The organism is Winogradskyella marina (assembly GCF_015645385.1).
Classification (GTDB): Bacteria; Bacteroidota; Bacteroidia; order Flavobacteriales; family Flavobacteriaceae; genus Winogradskyella; species Winogradskyella marina.
Genome location: NZ_JADOET010000019.1, coordinates 24,255 through 42,361 on the forward strand (window position 1 = coordinate 24,255; position 18,107 = coordinate 42,361).

The 18,107-nt window shown below is 33.7% G+C and carries 15 protein-coding genes; 7 read left to right on the plus strand and 8 right to left on the minus strand.

Annotated features, from left to right (window positions below; all coding sequences use genetic code 11):
- Positions 1-213 precede the first annotated feature (213 nt).
- The 4 genes from ITJ86_RS15730 to ITJ86_RS15745 form a co-directional block, all read right to left on the minus strand.
- Positions 214-933, minus strand: coding sequence for a TRAFs-binding domain-containing protein (locus tag ITJ86_RS15730; RefSeq protein WP_195872615.1), 720 nt, complete (start codon positions 931-933; stop codon positions 214-216).
- A 31-nt stretch (positions 934-964) separates the two neighbouring features.
- Positions 965-1,723, minus strand: a complete 759-nt coding sequence (yaaA, locus tag ITJ86_RS15735; protein WP_195872616.1) for a peroxide stress protein YaaA — start codon at positions 1,721-1,723, stop codon at positions 965-967.
- A 240-nt stretch (positions 1,724-1,963) separates the two neighbouring features.
- Positions 1,964-2,998, minus strand: a complete 1,035-nt coding sequence (locus tag ITJ86_RS15740; RefSeq protein WP_195872617.1) for an RluA family pseudouridine synthase — start codon at positions 2,996-2,998, stop codon at positions 1,964-1,966.
- A 9-nt stretch (positions 2,999-3,007) separates the two neighbouring features.
- Positions 3,008-3,556, minus strand: a complete 549-nt coding sequence (locus tag ITJ86_RS15745; RefSeq protein ID WP_195872618.1) for a PASTA domain-containing protein — start codon at positions 3,554-3,556, stop codon at positions 3,008-3,010.
- Between the two features lie 170 nt (positions 3,557-3,726).
- Between ITJ86_RS15745 and ITJ86_RS15750 the strand changes: the two genes are divergently transcribed.
- Both ITJ86_RS15750 and coaD read left to right on the plus strand, forming a co-directional pair.
- Entirely contained in the window at positions 3,727-4,704 is a 978-nt protein-coding gene (locus tag ITJ86_RS15750; RefSeq protein WP_195872619.1) for a D-alanine--D-alanine ligase, read from the plus strand.
- Positions 4,705-4,767: 63 nt separating this feature from the next.
- On the plus strand, positions 4,768-5,223 hold the full coding sequence (gene coaD / locus ITJ86_RS15755) for a pantetheine-phosphate adenylyltransferase (RefSeq protein WP_195872620.1): 456 nt from the start codon (positions 4,768-4,770) through the stop codon (positions 5,221-5,223).
- A gap of 244 nt (positions 5,224-5,467) precedes the next feature.
- Here coaD and ITJ86_RS15760 read toward each other — a convergent pair whose 3' ends face one another.
- Together ITJ86_RS15760 and alaS are read right to left on the minus strand one after the other, a co-directional pair.
- Complete coding sequence (locus ITJ86_RS15760; protein WP_195872621.1) at positions 5,468-6,418, minus strand: GSCFA domain-containing protein; 951 nt, start codon at positions 6,416-6,418, stop codon at positions 5,468-5,470.
- Positions 6,419-6,602: 184 nt separating this feature from the next.
- Positions 6,603-9,215 carry an alanine--tRNA ligase gene (gene alaS, locus ITJ86_RS15765; RefSeq protein WP_195872622.1) on the minus strand — a complete coding sequence of 871 codons (2,613 nt, stop codon included), beginning with the start codon at positions 9,213-9,215 and terminating at the stop codon, positions 6,603-6,605.
- A 131-nt stretch (positions 9,216-9,346) separates the two neighbouring features.
- On the opposite strand from alaS, the gene ITJ86_RS15770 reads away from it, so the two are divergent.
- From ITJ86_RS15770 to ITJ86_RS15790, 5 genes are read left to right on the plus strand one after another with little or no spacing between them, the layout of a single operon-like run.
- Positions 9,347-10,318: a M23 family metallopeptidase gene (locus tag ITJ86_RS15770; RefSeq protein ID WP_195872623.1), complete on the plus strand. Its 972-nt coding sequence runs from the start codon at positions 9,347-9,349 to the stop codon at positions 10,316-10,318.
- A 1-nt stretch (position 10,319) separates the two neighbouring features.
- Positions 10,320-10,649, plus strand: a complete 330-nt coding sequence (locus tag ITJ86_RS15775) for a MerR family transcriptional regulator (protein WP_195872624.1) — start codon at positions 10,320-10,322, stop codon at positions 10,647-10,649.
- 11 nt (positions 10,650-10,660) lie between these two features.
- Entirely contained in the window at positions 10,661-11,257 is a 597-nt protein-coding gene (locus tag ITJ86_RS15780; RefSeq protein WP_195872625.1) for a LemA family protein, read from the plus strand.
- 12 nt (positions 11,258-11,269) lie between these two features.
- Positions 11,270-11,707, plus strand: coding sequence for a TPM domain-containing protein (locus tag ITJ86_RS15785; protein WP_195872626.1), 438 nt, complete (start codon positions 11,270-11,272; stop codon positions 11,705-11,707).
- On the plus strand, positions 11,707-12,531 hold the full coding sequence (locus ITJ86_RS15790) for a TPM domain-containing protein (RefSeq protein WP_195872627.1): 825 nt from the start codon (positions 11,707-11,709) through the stop codon (positions 12,529-12,531). Before ITJ86_RS15785 ends, ITJ86_RS15790 begins: the two co-directional genes overlap by 1 nt.
- A gap of 256 nt (positions 12,532-12,787) precedes the next feature.
- Here ITJ86_RS15790 and ITJ86_RS15795 read toward each other — a convergent pair whose 3' ends face one another.
- Positions 12,788-15,568, minus strand: coding sequence for an outer membrane beta-barrel protein (locus ITJ86_RS15795; protein WP_195872628.1), 2,781 nt, complete (start codon positions 15,566-15,568; stop codon positions 12,788-12,790).
- Between the two features lie 88 nt (positions 15,569-15,656).
- The gene (locus ITJ86_RS15800) at positions 15,657-18,092 is read right to left on the minus strand and encodes a T9SS type B sorting domain-containing protein (RefSeq protein WP_195872629.1); all 2,436 of its coding nucleotides are present in this window, start codon (positions 18,090-18,092) and stop codon (positions 15,657-15,659) included.
- Positions 18,093-18,107 lie beyond the last annotated feature (15 nt).

Here is an 18,107-nt window from a genome sequence, read left to right on the forward strand (position 1 = left end):
GTTTGGGCCTTACAAATTGACGTATAGCACAAAAAAAGAAAAACAAAAATGTTATGGGGCTTAATAAACATGTACAAATTTAGGGATAGTAGAACTTGTATTCATCCCAGAAAACAGGGATTTATGAACTTTATGAACTTCTAGTTAAAATAAAAAAAACTATATATCATAACACATGGTGGCTAATAAGTATAAGATTAGTAATAAAGCAAACTATAACTTAGCCAACAACTGCTCCACCTCAACAATAGTTGCTCCGTAAAGTTTTCGGTTTGTTTTTGTTAAACGTTTAGACTCTATAGAGATTTCAGTTAGCAATTCCTTTCCTTCCGAAGTTCTATTGTTTTCTATATAAAATTTAGCGAGTGCCAAACGTTCTGCATAATTAGAATATGGTCTGTCTATTTGTTTTAATTGGGCTTCAGCTTCGTTGGTTTTACCCAATTCATTTAAAGCTAAACCATAACAAAATTGTTGTTTTGATCCTTTAAATTCTGATGTGTCTTTTATTTGTTCCGCATGTTCAATAACGCCATTATAATCCTTTAATTGAAAATAACACAGTATAAGATTTTGACGCGCATACAAATCATCTTGAACCTTATCCTCTAAAGTTTTCTTGTAGTTTGCAATAGCATTAGGAAAGTCTTTATTCATAAAATACGCATCGGCTAACTCAATTCTATTGGTGTACGTATCTACAAACTCAATCTTACTTTCTAAAGCTTTGATTTTTTTTGTTGGATTAAGAACTGTTGTAATTTCTTCTTGAATTTTTTCGGCATCATCCTTATTATACACTTGCGTAATAATGTATATCGCTGAACCAATCGCAGGAATAAAGAATATGAGAAAATACCAATAATAAGGCTTTCTGTTTTTATAAGCATGATACAAACAATACACCTGAACCGCTATAAGTAAGTAATACATAAATTAATTTTTTAGTGACTGTAAGTCTCTTTTATCTCGTAAAAACCAATTCGTTTTCTGAAGATAATTCTTCACTAAAACCATAATTTTCGTAATTAAACCCTTTAATATCATCTAATGTTTTTGCATCAGTATCAATGATATACCTTGCCATTAATCCTCTTGCTAACTTTGCGAATATGGCAATTATTTTATATTTGTCGTTTTTAAATTCTTTAAAAGCTACGTTTATCACAGGCACTTTTAATGCTTTGGTATCTATAGCCTTAAAATATTCGTTACTTGCTAAATTGAGAAAAATCTCACCATCTTCTAATTCGTCATTTAAAGCTTTTGTAACTTTCTTCTTCCAAAACTCATACAGGTTTTTATTTTTACCAACTGGCATTTTTGTACCCATTTCAAGGCGGTATGGCTGCATTAAGTCTAAGGGTTTTAATACACCATATAATCCTGAAAGAATCCTAACCGTATCTTGAACCTTATCTATTTTTTTGGTATCAATAGTATAAGCATCCAAACCTCTGTACACATCACCACTAAATGCATAAATGGCTTGCCTTGCATTATCTTTTGTAAATGGTAATTCCCAATCTTGATTACGCTCATAATTTAATTGACTTAAATTATCTGAAATATGCATCAGTTTCCCTAAGCTTTTAACTGATTTCTTTTTCAATACTTTATTTAAACGCTCTGCTTCGTCTAAAAAAACACCTTCCGTTGTTTTAGAAGTTGGTAATTTAGTGTCGTAATCTAAAGATTTTGCTGGTGATAGTACTAGTTTCATACAAATGCCCACGAAAGTGGGTATCTTATTAAGGTTACAGATGCTCAAAAAAATGGGCATCTCATAAATGGTTAAACAAATTTTCTTTCTCAATGGTAAAAATACGATGTAAAAGAAAGAGTTTCAAATATTAGTGAGTACTAATCTTGATAGTGTTATAACCGATAACTATTTTGATGTGAAGCTTGAACAGAAAGACGTGTAATTCTTAATATTACAAGACACTAAATGTAACTGTAATTAGTCAACATGCTTAGCATACTGTCTCCACTTTTCTATGCATTGTGTCATATCTTCAGGAATTTCAGATTGAAACTGCATAAACTCACCTGTCGTTGGATGTACAAACCCTAAAGTTTTAGCATGCAAGGCTTGTCTAGGTAAAATCTTAAAACAGTTATCTACAAACTGCTTATATTTTGTAAATGTAGTTCCTTTTAAAATGCGTTCTCCTCCGTAGCGTTCGTCATTAAAAAGCGTGTGTCCTATGTGTTTCATATGGACACGGATTTGGTGTGTACGACCAGTTTCGAGCTTACAGCTCACCAAAGTAACATATCCTAAACGTTCTAAAACTTTATAATGTGTTACAGCTGGTTTTCCTTGTTCTCCGTCATCATCTAAGAACACGGTATTTTGTAATCTGTTTTTAGGGTGACGACCAATATTACCTTCAATCGTACCTTCCTCTTCTTCAACATTTCCCCAAACAAGTGCTACATATTCGCGCTCAGATGTTTTCTTTGCAAACTGATTAGACAAATGTGCCATGGCTTGTTCGGTTTTTGCAACCACTAACAATCCACTGGTATCTTTATCAATTCTATGCACTAAACCTGGACGTTCGCTTGAGTTATTTGGTAGGTTTTCAAAGTGAAAAATAAGTCCATTAATCAAAGTTCCAGAATAATTTCCATGTCCTGGATGTACCACCATTCCTGCAGGTTTATTGACCACAAGTAAATCGTCATCTTCGTAAACAATATCTATTGGTAAATCTTCTGCAATAAGCAAATTTTCATGAGGTGGATGCTCAAACTTAACCGTAATATAATCGTTTGGCTTAACTTTATAATTCGATTTTACGGGCACATCATTGACAAAAATACTGCCTTCTTTTGCTGCCGCTTGAATTTTATTTCGTGTGGCATTTTCAATAAAATTCATTAAATATTTATCGATACGAAGTGGTTGTTGACCTGCAACAACTCTAAACGCGTGATGCTCGTATAACTCGTTTTCTTCTTGGTCTGAATTTTCAGGAATATTTGGCATTATCTTAAATTATAGTTTACCGTTACCTAAAACCAAGTCTATCTTAGATGTTAAGGGCAATAATGTTCCAGGCTTTAACGATTCACCTTTATGTGACATCGAGATAACCCCTTCGCCAATGGCGTCTTTATACGTTATTTTACCTATTTCAAACTCTAAGGCTTCTAATTGAGGTTTGGCTTGTCTAAAAGTGCGCTTTAAAATATTTGGCACTTCAACTTTACGGTAACCAGAAGGGTTTAAGATTAAGTATATTTTTCTATTTTCCTTAACATGCGATCCAGCAGTTGGGTTTTGCTCTATCACAGAATATTTAGGATATTTTGGATTATAATTAGCAGAATCTTGTATTTCCATCGCCAAATCATGATCTTTTAATTCAATATTAACCGTTTCTAACGATTTCCCTTTTAAATCAGGGACGACTACAAATTCGCCATGATTAGTTGTTGAATCTAACCATTTCAAGGCTAGAAAACATAATACTACTACAGCTACAACGGCAATCGCCAATTGTTTAAAAAATACTTTACTGGTAAGAAACTTTACAAAACTCATATGCAAATAATTGTTGACAAAACTAAGAAATAATAACGACACAAAAATAAAATACGTATGATTTAGAGAATTAGATTCTTGAAAATAATTGATACTTTTACACAATCGCTTTTTAAATTAAAAAACGGCCTTTTTTTAGGTACAGATTCTGAAATAAGTTCAGCATAAAGATGAAGAAAAATATTGCAATTATAATGGGAGGCTATTCTAGTGAATATGAAATTTCCCTTATGAGTGGTAATTTGGTTTACAACACGTTAGATAAAGAAATCTATAACACTTATCGCATCCATATTTTCGAAAACAAATGGGTTTTTGTTAACGATATGGAAGAAGAGTTTCCTGTTGATAAAAATAACTTTTCGGTTTTAGTAAATGAAACTAAAATAGAATTCGATTGTGTTTTTAATGCCATTCATGGTTCGCCAGGTGAAGATGGCTATATGCAAGCTTATTTTGAATTGATAGACATGCCGCAAACAAGTTGTTCCATGTATCAAGCTGCATTAACTTTTAATAAGCGTGATTTATTATCTGCACTAAAGCCTTACGGTATTAAAACTGCCGAAAGTTATTACCTGAATCTTGGAGATTGTATTGATGAAGATGCCATCGTTGCTAAAGTGGGCTTGCCATGTTTTGTAAAAGCCAATAGAGCTGGTAGCAGTTTTGGAATTTCTAAAGTATATAAAAAAGACGGTTTAAAAGTTGCCGTAGAAAAATCCTTTAAAGAAGATAGCGAAATAATTATTGAACAGTATTTAGATGGTGTTGAAGTTTCTGTTGGTGTTATTTTATACAAAGGGGAAACACTGGTGTTACCAATAACCGAAATTGTATCTGAGAACGATTTCTTTGACTATGAAGCTAAATATCTAGGTAAATCGCAGGAAATTACACCAGCTAGAATTTCTGAAGATTATGCGACTAAAGTAAGAAGTGCTGCAAAAAAAATATACGAAAACCTTGGTATGAAAGGCTTTACCAGAAGTGAATTTATATTTAAAAATGACGAACCTTATTTGCTTGAAGTAAATACAGTACCAGGTCTTACCGAAGAAAGCATTTTACCAAAGCAAGCCAAAGAAGCTAATATTCCTTTGAAGGATTTATTTGGAAATGCTATTGAAGAAGCTTTGAATAAATAATAATTATATTTGAATCTATAAAAGTTTCCAAAAATTTATGACGGAAACCGCAAAACCTTTTTGATGAAAAGAGCACTTTTTCCTGGATCCTTTGACCCAATTACTAATGGGCACTTCGATATTATAAAACGTGGTATAAAACTGTTTGATGAAGTTGTTGTTGCCATAGGCATCAATGCGGATAAAAACTACATGTTTTCTTTAGAGGAACGAAAACGGTTTATTGAAGAAGCGTTTAAAGATCAACCTAAAGTAAAGGTGGTAACATACAAAGGTTTAACCATTGATTTTTGTAAAGAAATTGATTCAAAATTTATACTCAGAGGTTTGCGTAATCCTGCTGATTTTGAATTTGAAAAAGCCATTGCTCACACCAATAGAAGACTATCTAAAATTGAAACTGTATTTTTATTAACTGCAGCAAAAACATCATTTATTTCATCATCTATTGTTCGCGATGTTATTAGAAACAACGGAGATTATACCGTTTTGGTTCCAGACAGTGTTAGAGTGAAGTAATCATTGATTCACCTATTTTAAAGTACAAAAATTTCAGTTTTACAGCTCGTAAACATATTGAATAATTACAACTACTTAACCTTCAGATTAAGGATTGTAAGTTGTAGTACCACTTGTTGATTAATCGCTAGCATTGTACGAATATGCATTCGTAAAATCGTCTAAAAACGCAGCACTACGCGTATTAACATAGCTTAAAATCACATCTTAACTTAATTGTTAGCTACACTTTTTTTAAAAACTATTAAAAAGCAATATGCGGAAATTCAGCCTGAAGTTTTGCTTTTTTATCCGCTAACTTTTGAAGAAATTTTTCATGCGCTTCAGATGCTGAATTAAACGGTTTATGTTGAAGTCCTTTCTGAATGGTTTCAACCTCATCCATAGTTACAGAAGCTGATTCTGAAACCCATACCCTCTGAAACTTTTCCCAGATATACCTAATAGCAGTTTGATTTGGGTGAATCATATCCGCTGCGTAAAAACGATAATCACGAAGCTCGTCCATTTGTATTTCGTAAGACGGAAAATAATAGTTTTGATGTCTTGGCTCAACAACATTGTGAATGGCTGAAATTAAATGTGCTTTACTCTGCATATTTTCAACAAAACCATCTTTAATATGTCTAATAGGTGAAACTGTAAAAAGGCAACTCAGTTTAGGGTTCACACTTTTTAATAAGGCAATTATAGCACGAAGTGATTCGGTAATAGTGTCTACAGAAAGTAACTCTTTTAAAAATTGTTTTTGCGGAACTTTATGGCAATTGGCAACTATTGTATCTATCGCTTTTTCTCTATAAACCCAAGCTGTTCCTAAGGTAATTATAACATGAGTTGCTTCACTAATGTTTTGCTTTGTTGCTGTAATTTGATCATTTAAATTAAGCAACACCTCTTCTTTTGAAGCCGAACTTAACTGAGAATGCGCTTCAAAACAATGCCATTGTTCATTTTGAAAAAAAATATCCTTCTCTGTATATTCCTTTTTGTTTATGGCATTTGTAATTAAGCTTTCTATTGCCAAAGGTTGAAATAAAACACCGAAAGGATTAACCTCAGATTGAAACTTAAAATAACTAAACTTCTCACCTATATTTTCAGAAAAGCACGAACCCAATAACACCACTTTAGAGTTATAATCTATTTGATTGTGTTGTTGTGGTTTTAGTGGTATTTGTGTTTGTAGTTTCATGGTTTATTTTACACAGAGATTCGCTAAGTCTCACGAAGTTTCACAGAGAAACATGAGCCTATGAATACACATTATTCTTCAAAGTTACTAATTGATTTAAATTCAAAAACAGCACAAAAACTATAACCTTATTCTCTGTGAGTCTCTGCGTTTCTCCTCTGCGAATCTCTGAGTAATTTCTATACTATAAATACCCCTTAGCAGCCTCCAAAGCAGCCTCAATACCCTTAGGATTCTTTCCTCCTGCCGTAGCAAAGAACGGTTGTCCTCCACCTCCACCTTGGATGTGTTTTCCGAGTTCTCTTACTATTGTTCCTGCATTTAAGTTTTTACTAGCAACTAATTCCTTAGAAATATAACAAGACAAAATTGCTTTTCCATTATTTTCAGCTCCAAATAATAAGAACAGATTATCAAATTGGCTTCCTAATTCAAAACAAACATCTTTAATTCCTGAAGCATCTAAATCTAATTTTTTAGCTAAAAATTGAATGCCGTTTATTTCCGTTAATTCACTTTTAAGTTCTCCTTTTATGTTTTTCGCTTTATCCTTTAAAAGCCCTTCAATCTGCTTTTTTAAATCATTATTTTCCGCTTGTAGCTGCTCTAATGCTTTTACAGGTTCTTTAGCATTATTCAATAAGCCTTTCATTTCTAAGAAAGCTGAGTTGTTTTCAGAAAAATAATCTCTAACAGATTTATTTGTAATAGCTTCTATTCGTCTTATTCCCGCTGCAACAGCTCCCTCGGATATAATTTTAAAATGCCAGATATCAGCGGTGTTTTTCACATGAATTCCACCACATAATTCTATAGACTTTCCAAAACGAATCGTTCTTACTGTATCTCCATATTTCTCACCAAACAATGCCATGGCTCCTTCTTCAACAGCTTTTTCCATCGGAATATTTCGTTGTTCTTCTAATGGTAAATGCCCTTCTATTCTTGAATTTACAAAATCTTCTATTTCTTGTAATTGCTCATTAGTGACTTTAGAAAAATGTGAAAAATCGAATCGCAATGACTTTGGTTTTACCAACGATCCTTTTTGCTCAACATGCTCTCCTAGAACTGCTCGTAATGCTTGATGCAACAAATGCGTTGCTGTATGATTGCTCGACGATAATGCTCTATGTTCACTACTTACAACAGCCTTAAAACTATCATTAATATGGTCTGGTAATTCTTTTGCTAAATGAATAATAACATTATTCTCCTTTTTAGTATCTAAAATATAGACCACATCTCCTTGATTATCTTGAAGAAATCCCTTGTCTCCAATCTGGCCTCCTCCTTCAGGATAAAATGGTGTTAAGTTAAATACAAGCTGATACATTTCACCATCTTTTTTAGACGTAACTTTTCGGTATCTAGCAATTTTCACATTAGCTTCTTGCGTATCGTAACCAATGAATTCTTGAACGTCGTCTTCAAATAAAACCGTCCAATCTTCGGTAGATGTTTCACTTGCTGAACGCGATCTGTCTTTTTGCTTTTGAAGATGATCTTTAAAGCCTTTTTCGTCTAATTTTAAATGCTTTTCAGATAAAATTAAAGCGGTTAGATCTATCGGAAAACCGTAAGTATCATACAATTCAAAAGCTTTTTCACCAGAAACCGTATCGCCTTTTGTATCTTCAACAATACGATTCAGCAAAACCAAACCTTGATCTAATGTTCTTAAAAATGACGCTTCTTCTTCTTTAATGACGTTCTCAATCAACACTTTTTGTGCTCTTACTTCTGGGAATGCATCACCCATTTTTTTGCTCAACACATCAACCAAACGATAAATAAATGGCTCTTTTTTATCTAAAAATGTGAACCCATAACGAATTGCTCTTCGCAAGATTCTACGAATTACATAACCTGCACCTGTATTACTTGGTAATTGACCATCGGCAATTGAAAATGCTACGGCACGTACATGATCCGAAATTACTCGGATTGCGATATCAATGTCCTCAATATTGCCATATTTTTTATCGGTAATAGTTTCAATTTCACGAATAATCGGTGTAAAAACGTCAGTATCATAATTAGATTGCACACCTTGCAACACCATACATAAACGCTCAAATCCCATTCCTGTATCAATATGCTTATTTGGCAGTTCGTCTAAAGACCCATTTGCTTTTCGGTTGAATTCCATAAAAACCAAATTCCATACTTCAACCACATGCGGATGATCCATGTTTATTAATGTCTTTCCATCAACCTTTGCTTTTTCGTCTTCAGATCTTATATCTACATGGATTTCACTACAAGGACCACAAGGGCCTTGATCTCCCATTTCCCAAAAATTATCCTTTTTATTGCCTTTTAAAATGCGGTCTTCAGAAATATATTGTTTCCAAATATCGTAAGCTTCAGTATCCATTTTAAGGTTGTCGTCATCATCACTCCCCTCAAAAACAGTAACGTACAGTATCTCTTTATCTATTTTATAAACTTCGGTTAGCAATTCCCAAGCCCATGCAATTGCTTCCTTTTTAAAGTAATCTCCAAAACTCCAGTTTCCCAACATTTCAAACAAGGTGTGATGATAAGTATCATAACCAACCTCTTCTAAATCATTATGTTTACCAGAAACACGTAAACATTTTTGCGAATCTGTAATTCTATTCTTCTTTGGGTCTGAATTCCCTAAAAAATATTCTTTAAAAGGCACCATACCAGCATTAACAAACATTAATGTTGGATCATTCTTTAATACCATTGGTGCAGAAGGAACAATAAGGTGTTGTTTTTCTTCAAAAAAGTTTAAAAATTTAGATCTTATATCTTGAGACTTCATATATAAAAATTAGAGCTTGTTTCTATTAAATTAGCGCAAATGCAAAACATTTTTTTATCTTTGAACGTTACACTAGTTTAAGCCACTTACTTTATAGGCTTATTAGCTGCAAAAATAGCATAAATTCGAACATGGCTAAAGTAAAATATTATTATGATTCTGAAACGCTTTCTTATCGCAAAATACAGCGTAAGAAATCTACAACCTTTAAATATGTAGCTGCGTTTTTAACTGCTGCTGCTCTATTTGGGTTTTTAGCAGTTTTCATTGCTAGCCAATATATTCAGTCGCCAAAAGAACGCCAGTTAGCAAGAGAATTGCAAAATATGGAGCTGCAATACGAATTGATAAACAAGCGTATGGATGATGCCATTGCAGCACTAGAAAATGTTGAAGAACGCGACAACGCAATTTACAGACTTTATTTTGAAGCCAACCCAATACCAACCGAACAACGAAGAGCAGGTTTTGGTGGTATTAATCGTTATAAAAAATTTGAAGGCTTTGATAACACCAAATTAATTGCAGAAAGTAATAAACGCTTAGATATTTTAGAAAAAGCTATTGTAGTACAGTCTAAATCTTTAGATGAAATAGCAAAATTAGCGGAAGACAAAGAAAAATTCTTAGAAGCCATACCAGCTATTCAACCAATTAGCAATGAGAATATGACGCGTATGGCATCTGGCTATGGTTACAGAACTGACCCATTTACAAAGGTTAGAAAATTTCATTACGGAATGGATTTTACAGCTCCTCGTGGTACACCAATATATGCTTCAGGTGATGGAGTTATAAAACGTGCGGACAGCAGATCTACAGGTTACGGAAATCACATTCGTATAGATCATGGCTATGGTTATATTTCATTATATGCCCACATGTATAAATTTAATGTTAAAGTCAATCAACGCGTTAAGCGTGGCGATTTAATTGGTTATGTTGGTAGCACAGGGCGTTCTGAAGCTCCACATTTACATTATGAAATCTTTAAAGATGGTGAACGTATAAATCCTATCAATTTTTACTACGGTAATTTATCTGCTGAAGAATACGATATATTGCTTAGAAAAGCATCATTAGAAAACCAATCTCTCGATTAAGATGCATATAAATCTACCAGAAAAACGATATTACGGGATTGGCGAAGTGGCCAAAGCCTTTAAAGTTAATGCTTCGTTAATTCGGTTTTGGGAAAAGGAATTTGACGTTTTAAAGCCAAAGAAAAACGCTAAAGGCAATAGAAAATTCACACCAGAAGATATTAAGAACCTTAAATTCATTTACCACCTAGTAAAAGAAAGAGGATTTACACTTGAAGGTGCAAAAACACATCTTAAAGAAGAAAAAAAACAAGCTTTAGAAAAATTTGAAATCATCGAAAAGCTAGAAAGCATTAAAGCACAACTCAACAAAATTAAAACACAACTTTAAAACTAACTATCATGAAAAAATGGCTAATTCCTGTAATCGTAATTGCAATCATTGGATTCGGTTTTTATTCTTGGGGGAAAAACTTCAATAATACAGCGGTCACACTTAACGAAAACGTAAAAGAAGCTTGGGGAAATGTTCAGACGTCTTACCAAAGACGAAACGATTTAATTGGAAATTTAGTAAACACAGTAAAAGGTGCTGCTGATTTTGAAAAAAACACTTTAGAAGCTGTTATTAAAGCAAGGTCTGAAGCTACAAAAACAACCATTGATCCATCTAATATTACACCAGAACAATTATCACAATTCAACCAAGCACAAGGAGGTTTAAGTAGTGCATTGTCTCGTTTATTAGTCACTGTAGAACGCTACCCTGAACTAAAAGCCAATCAAAATTTCTTAAAATTACAAGACGAATTAACAAGTACGGAAAACACGATTCAAACAGCAAGAACGCGATATAACGAACAAATAAAACCTTATAATGTTCATGTGAATACGTTTCCAAATACAATTTTAGCTGGTTTTTTAAATTTTGATGAGAAACCATATTTTGATTCTGAAGCTGGAGCTGAAAAACCAGTGGATGTAGAATTTGATTTTTAATACCCACTAACCATGTCTAAACTGGAAGATTTTCTAAGTGAAGCAGATGAAAAGGAGATTGTAGAAGCGATTCAGGTTGCTGAAAGTAAAACCTCTGGCGAAATTCGTGTGCATATTGAACAAAATTGCGAGAGCGATGTTTACGAACATGCCTTAGAAGTTTTTCATTATTTAAAAATGGATAATACCGCACAACGCAATGGTGTATTAATCTATATTGCTGTTGAGAATAAATCTTTTGTAATATGTGGAGACCAAGGCATTAACAATATTGTTGGTGCTGATTTTTGGAATTCTACACGCGATAAAATTGCAGCACAATTCAAATCTAAGAACTTTAAACAGGGAATTATTGATGGTGTAATGGAATCTGGCAAATCATTATCAAAACACTTTCCTTGGCAACACAATGATACCAACGAATTGGACAACACGATTTCAAAAAGCTAATGAATAGGATCAAACGTTTCATATTAACTCTTTCTTTTGGCTTTATAATAAGCTTTAGTTTTACTGCGAATGCACAATATAACATTCCTGATAAACCCGATTTTATTCCAGCCGTAATAGACAGTACCAAGGTTCTTAAGCAACATGAATTTGATAACCTATCTCGAAAATTAGAAAGGTACAGTGATAGCACATCAACGGAAGTTATTGTCGTTATAATTCCAACAACCAAAGGTGAAAATATTGGTTTATTAGCTCCAAAATGGGGACAAAAATGGGGCATTGGGCAAGCAAAAGAAGACAATGGAGTTTTTATATTACTTGCTAGAGTTGATCGTGAAATATGGATTTCACCTGGTTATGGTGTGGAAGATAGACTTACAGCTGGAATTGTAGGAGAACTGACCAGAAATGTCATTATTCCAGAATTTAAAAAAGGGGATTATTACCAAGGTTTAGACAAAGGAACTGACGCTATATTTGACGTACTGAGTGGTGCTTATAAAAATAACAGACCGCAATCCTCAGGAGGAATGCCCATAGAGGTAATCATCTTTTTAGTTATCATTTTTATCATTTTTATCATTGCTATTTCCAAAACTCGTGGTGGAGGCCATGGTGGAAATAGAGGAAATCGCTCAGGAAGCGGAAGTCTTCTTGAAGCCATAATTTTAAGTAATATGGGTCGAGGAAGCTACTCTCGCGGTTCATCTTCTGGTGGTTTTGGCGGCAGCTCTGGAGGAGGCTTCGGAGGAGGAGGCGGTTTCGGAGGCTTTGGTGGCGGAGGTGGTTTCTCTGGTGGAGGAGCTGGCGGAAGCTGGTAATCGTCAACTTATACTCTCAGTGTTCAGTACTCAGTACTCAGTACTCAGTGTTCAGTGTTCTGTACTTAGTGTTCGGTGTTCGGTGTTCGGTAAAATAAAATGGTTCTTAGTATCGCCTTCTTTAATTGAACACACAAGAATAAACGACAATCAATTAACGTAATTTTTTAATAAGGTTAGTAGTTTCCTATTACCTACAAACTGATTCTACCTAATTCCTTACACCTAATACCTCAACCTCATCACCTATTCTAGATTAATCAAAAATGATAAAATCTCCATCTCCTGTTTCTCCTTTACTTCCTAAGCTATTAAACTTATAACTTAAGCTCAGCATAAAATACTGTCTTAAAACTGTACTTTGTTTATCTTCAATATAATCTTGAGTAGCGATACGCACAGCATTGGTGTTTTGATTTAATAAATCGTATACCTTTAATGTTACAATAGCTTTATCATTAAACATACTATAGGCTAAGGTTGAGTTCCAAAACCAAGCACTTTTTTGAAAACCATCAGCAACATTAGGGTTATAATTAAAACTGATATCATTTCTCCATTCTAAGTTTTTAGGTAAAAATGTTGCAGTTCGTAATCCGGCATTATGGCTTGTAAATTCACGATCGTCAAAAGCCTCAATATCATAGGCAGTATTAGTATAACTTACCTGATAATACGGTTTAAATTCTAATACTTTCTTCCATATAAAATCGATACCAAGTCTTGGTGAAATTCTATCAGACTTACTCGCGTATTTAACATCGTTATTAAAATTAATTCTTTCTGATGTATTATAACTTGCCCTCAACTTTAGTTTAACAGTTCTTAATGTATCAATCTTAAAATCTTTACTATAGTTTACCCAAGACCCAATATTATAATTACCATCTATATTAACATAAGTTGTTGTTCGTTTAAGAGTTTCTTCATCTATAGTAGTTTTAGACACCACTTGATTATCTGTAAGACTAGCATTAATACCAACATAAAAACCCGTACGTTTTTGCCAATCAAACCCATTATATCCAAGATAAAGACCATGGTTATTTGAAGGTTCTAAATCAGGATTACCAATGATGGTTTGAAGTGGGTTTGACACGTCTTCATACGCTTGAAGTTGCCGTAATCCTGGCGGTTGATTCTCTAACCAATAATTAACATTTATAGAAGATTTTGGACTAAACGTATAGCCTACATAAGAATTCACTTCTAAATTTTCAAAATTCCGTTCAACATTAAATTCTGGTCGTAAAACATCTTGATTTTTTAAAGTTCTAATATTATAACCTAAATCGAAACTCGTAGAAAACTTCTCACCTCTATACGACAATCCAACCGATGGAATACTTCTATAATCCGTGTATTGAAAATCCGTACTTAAATCCGTATTAAAATCTGTAAAATCCTGATCTAAAGTGTTAAAATCGAAAGTACTTTTTCTGTTATTGTCTTTATCTTTAGCATATTCATAATCTAAATTCAAGAAGAATTTTTTAGTTATGATTGGCAGTCTGTAGGATAATTTTGTTGAAATACCATAACTGTTATTTTCTCCCTCTGTAAACTGATTTCTATCTATGTTTTCTGGATTGCTTCCAAAAACCTCCGTATTTGAATTTAAAAAGTCATCACTTTCCTGTTGATTGATTCGTGTTTCTAACTCAGCCTTAATAAAAGCTCCTCGACTCCCTAATTTTTTGGTTACACTAATTTCATTAGAGAATCGTTTTACATAGCGCTCTACATTTGAGTTAACATTAGATTGATTTGTAAGCAACATATCTTCATCTAAAGTTTCTTCGTTACTAGAATACAGTGTTCTCGATTTAGAATAACCAAAGGAAGGTTCAATGTTAATTTGAAAGGTTGAATCCGTTTCAATTTCAAATTCCAAGTTAAAAGAATGATTATCAGTATCATTTTCTGATCTAGAATTTGAGTTTGTAAAATATCTTGAATCCGATAGAATAGTTTCGCGTTCAGATGATGATTCATTTTCAGAATTACTCGACGTGAAAAAATAATCTGCTGCCACATCTGTTTTTTCTCCAATAACATCAGCATAGTTAGCACCTGCATTTTGAGATGTTGTAATGCCTTCTCCTCCTCCAAAAGAACGACCGTCAATAGTAAAAGATCCATTACTATTAAAAGAAGCACTGCTACCTTGTCCAAACATTTTTGAAATCTCACCAAAACTAAATCCTGGTGTGTTTGTATTATTTCCTCCTGCGAGCACACTAATTCTTCGGTCATTATCAAACAGATTTACCATGCCTGCAAGTTCATAGCGCTCATCAGTTCCCGCACCTGCAGATACACGACCAAAAACACCTTTATTATTTTCTTCTTTGATGGTTAGATTTATGGTTTTGTTTTCCTTGTCTCCTTCTTCACCTGTAAAAGCTTCGGATTTAGTTTTAGTATCTACAACCTGAATCTTCTCAATAATATCCTTGGTTAAATTCTTAGTGGTAATCGTAGGATCATCCCCAAAAAAAGGCTTTCCGTTAACCAATATTTTATTTACGGGCTTGCCATTTACTGTAATACCTCCTTCTTCATCGACTTCCACTCCTGGTAATTGTTTTAATAAATCTTCAACATTGGCATCTTTTTTAGTTTTAAACGATTTTACGTTAAATTCTAAAGTGTCCTTTTTAATAGTTATTGGCGCTGTAGATTTTACCAAAACTTCACCAAGTTGGTTATCTAAAGACAGGCTTATTGTCTCTAAATTTATCACCTCTTTGTCTATTGGTATCTTTTTAAAATACGTTTTATAACCCACATAAGACACATAGAAATTTAAGTCTTTATCGTATGTTGAATTTTCAATTTTAAACTTTCCGTCTTTGTCTGAAATGGTATAAGTAACAACTGAACTGTCTTTAACACGCTCTAAATAAACGGTTGCAGATTCTAATGGCTGTTGAGAATCTTCAGCTTTTAGAGTTCCAATTATTTCGAATGATTTTTCTTGAGAAAATGACTGTAATGCAAATAAGAATGCAAAAACTATGGCTAGTTTTTTCATGTTGCTTGACTGATTGATTGATGAATAGCTGATTTAAAAACGCAAGTACGCGAGAAATCGTATGAAAACTCTTAAAATATTTATAAAATTAGCGTTTAAGCGTAAAATGGCCATTAAATGTTCTACCATCTATGAACTCAGCAGCAAACCAATAATCGTCAGTTGGCAATAATTTTCCGTTGTGTGTACCATCCCAATACTGGTTCGTAGAATTTATAATCCCAACAAGTTTTCCGTAGCGATTAAATATCTCGACACGAACAGTACCCGACAAATCTGAGTTAAAACCTGTAATTTGCCATATATCGTTTACAGTATCTCCATTAGGTGTGAAGAATTTTGGAAAACCTAAGACAGAAATATCTCTTGATACACTACCGCAATCTGCTTTAATATCTTTTACATATACAGTATGAATGCCTGCAGGTACATTTTCAAAAGTACTTGACGTTTGATAAATTCCGTCTTCATCGTCTAATGTATAAACATAATCTCCTTCACCCGATACAAGAACAGAAATAGTATTGTTTTCCGACAAATCGCTAACATCAATAGTTTCAAAAGTTGCTGTTTCTGATGGTAATACTGAAATTGTTCTCCTATTAGTACAACCAAAAGGTTTTGTTACGTCTACGGTATATGTTCCTGGTTGGTTAACTTCAATAGTCATTGTTGTTTCTCCTGTAGACCAATTGTAGTAAAAGTTATTTGGAGCTTCATTAATAATTCCACCATCTAAGGTTATAGTTTCCGGAAAACTATTTAAACAATAATACAAAACATCTTCGGTAACTATGTTAGGCAACGGTTCTACATTTAAAGTAACCTCAGCGATACTATAACAACTTCCATTTTGTTCTAGTCGTGCAAAAATGGTTTGATTATAAGGTTCCGTATTCGTGAAATTAGTATTCAATTGATTGTCTTGAAGCAAGGCATCACTATGTGTTTCATAATACCCAATAACAATCACATCTGATTCCAACGAATTTAAAATTTGACTTTCGGCAAGTGCTAAATCAAAGCTAACCAAACCTGTCTCGTTAACATTATCACACTCTGCTAACACCGTATAATTTGAAATATTTTCGTTTACTGATAATAAGATTTCTGCTATTGCACTACAGTTAGTGGCGCTATTCACAACTTGCGCATAAACAACTTGATTATTGGTAATATTGGTATAATTACCACTTATGGGAACAGATAAATTTATTGTTTCATAAAAATTGACATCTATATCGTTCAAACTTCCATTTACAATAACATCGTTATACGCATTTAGATTAAAATTAGAAATACCATCCATTACCTCATCTTCACATTGGCTGATGGTGATATCATTTACACTAGGTATCGTATTTATAGTTACTGTAAAAGGAAACCGTTCCGTATTCGTCGGACAACCTTGAACAACTGGCAGCAACCAATATGTTGTGGTCGTATTAATAGTTACATCGTAATCTAGTCCTACATGAATTGGTGTTGTAGACGTTGGTGTTTCAAACCACCACACATCTGAAGTTGAAACTTCTGCCGTTATGGTAAAAGGATCTGTTCCACATACTGCGATAGCATTATTTAAAATTCTTGGCATTAAAATCGTGCTACTGGCAGAAAGGTTTATTTCAGATTCATTTGGCATTCCTCCATATTCAACGATATAACCTTGAGGATGGTAAGGACTGTAAATATCAGCGGCTCCTGTATTCGCCAAATCATTCCATGCACCAACATTCCCAATAGATGAATCTGTTATATGTGCATAATCCTCATTACCTACATTATTAGGTTCATTATTATTCCAAAAAGAAAATTCATCATTTGGAGGACCTCCATTAACGCCACCTTCCCAAAACACCATTCCAGCCTCTGGACCTGTAACCCATTTCCAAATGCCTTCAGTTTCGGCATCTGAACCTCCAATCCATCCAGTACCTGCGCTTTGCTCTCCGGCTAATTGTGATTCCTCTTCAGATGTTAATGTTGCTAAATATCCTTGCAAACCAAAATAGGTTTGACTTTCGGCTGCATCTCTCGCTTCTGTCCAAGTTATGCCTGGATCGGACACATAAAAATAATAATGTCCTGTACTTGGCAAATAATTTGCATCACCTAAATTGATTGAAAACTGTCTATCTTGAGTAAAGTTGGTTTGAGTTGTTTTAAAAACCACATTTCCAACAGCATTATCAAACTCAGCAAAAGTTGCTGGACCAGACAAGGTTAAAAGTCCTTCTGCTGCATTCCAACTTGAGGTAACATTAGGATTTACTCCAATTAATTCTAAAGTGTCTTGTCCGTTTTGATAACCTTCAGAAATTTGTACAAAAACTTCTGAAAGTGATGTATCACCGGGATTGGGATCTGTAATAGCTACAGATGTTACAATTGGCATTTGTGATTCAGGGCAATATACTTGCTCACCTGTAACACTTATTTCTGGAGGGAAATTCTGGGACAACCCATAGAAATGACATAACCAAAGGCATGAGATAAAAATAACGTACTTAATTCTATTCATATAAAATTAAAACTA

Coding starts and splice junctions, on each gene's coding strand:
- ITJ86_RS15730 (WP_195872615.1), bottom strand. CDS start 933: ATGTATTACTTACTTATAGCGGTTCAGGTGTATTGTTTGTATCATGCT.
- ITJ86_RS15760 (WP_195872621.1), bottom strand. CDS start 6,418: ATGAAACTACAAACACAAATACCACTAAAACCACAACAACACAATCAA.
- ITJ86_RS15780 (WP_195872625.1), top strand. CDS start 10,661: ATGAAAAAATGGCTAATTCCTGTAATCGTAATTGCAATCATTGGATTC.
- ITJ86_RS15750 (WP_195872619.1), top strand. CDS start 3,727: ATGAAGAAAAATATTGCAATTATAATGGGAGGCTATTCTAGTGAATAT.
- ITJ86_RS15740 (WP_195872617.1), bottom strand. CDS start 2,998: ATGCCAAATATTCCTGAAAATTCAGACCAAGAAGAAAACGAGTTATAC.
- ITJ86_RS15795 (WP_195872628.1), bottom strand. CDS start 15,568: ATGAAAAAACTAGCCATAGTTTTTGCATTCTTATTTGCATTACAGTCA.
- ITJ86_RS15770 (WP_195872623.1), top strand. CDS start 9,347: ATGGCTAAAGTAAAATATTATTATGATTCTGAAACGCTTTCTTATCGC.
- alaS (WP_195872622.1), bottom strand. CDS start 9,215: ATGAAGTCTCAAGATATAAGATCTAAATTTTTAAACTTTTTTGAAGAA.
- ITJ86_RS15785 (WP_195872626.1), top strand. CDS start 11,270: ATGTCTAAACTGGAAGATTTTCTAAGTGAAGCAGATGAAAAGGAGATT.
- ITJ86_RS15800 (WP_195872629.1), bottom strand. CDS start 18,092: ATGAATAGAATTAAGTACGTTATTTTTATCTCATGCCTTTGGTTATGT.
- coaD (WP_195872620.1), top strand. CDS start 4,768: ATGAAAAGAGCACTTTTTCCTGGATCCTTTGACCCAATTACTAATGGG.
- ITJ86_RS15775 (WP_195872624.1), top strand. CDS start 10,320: ATGCATATAAATCTACCAGAAAAACGATATTACGGGATTGGCGAAGTG.
- ITJ86_RS15790 (WP_195872627.1), top strand. CDS start 11,707: ATGAATAGGATCAAACGTTTCATATTAACTCTTTCTTTTGGCTTTATA.
- yaaA (WP_195872616.1), bottom strand. CDS start 1,723: ATGAAACTAGTACTATCACCAGCAAAATCTTTAGATTACGACACTAAA.
- ITJ86_RS15745 (WP_195872618.1), bottom strand. CDS start 3,556: ATGAGTTTTGTAAAGTTTCTTACCAGTAAAGTATTTTTTAAACAATTG.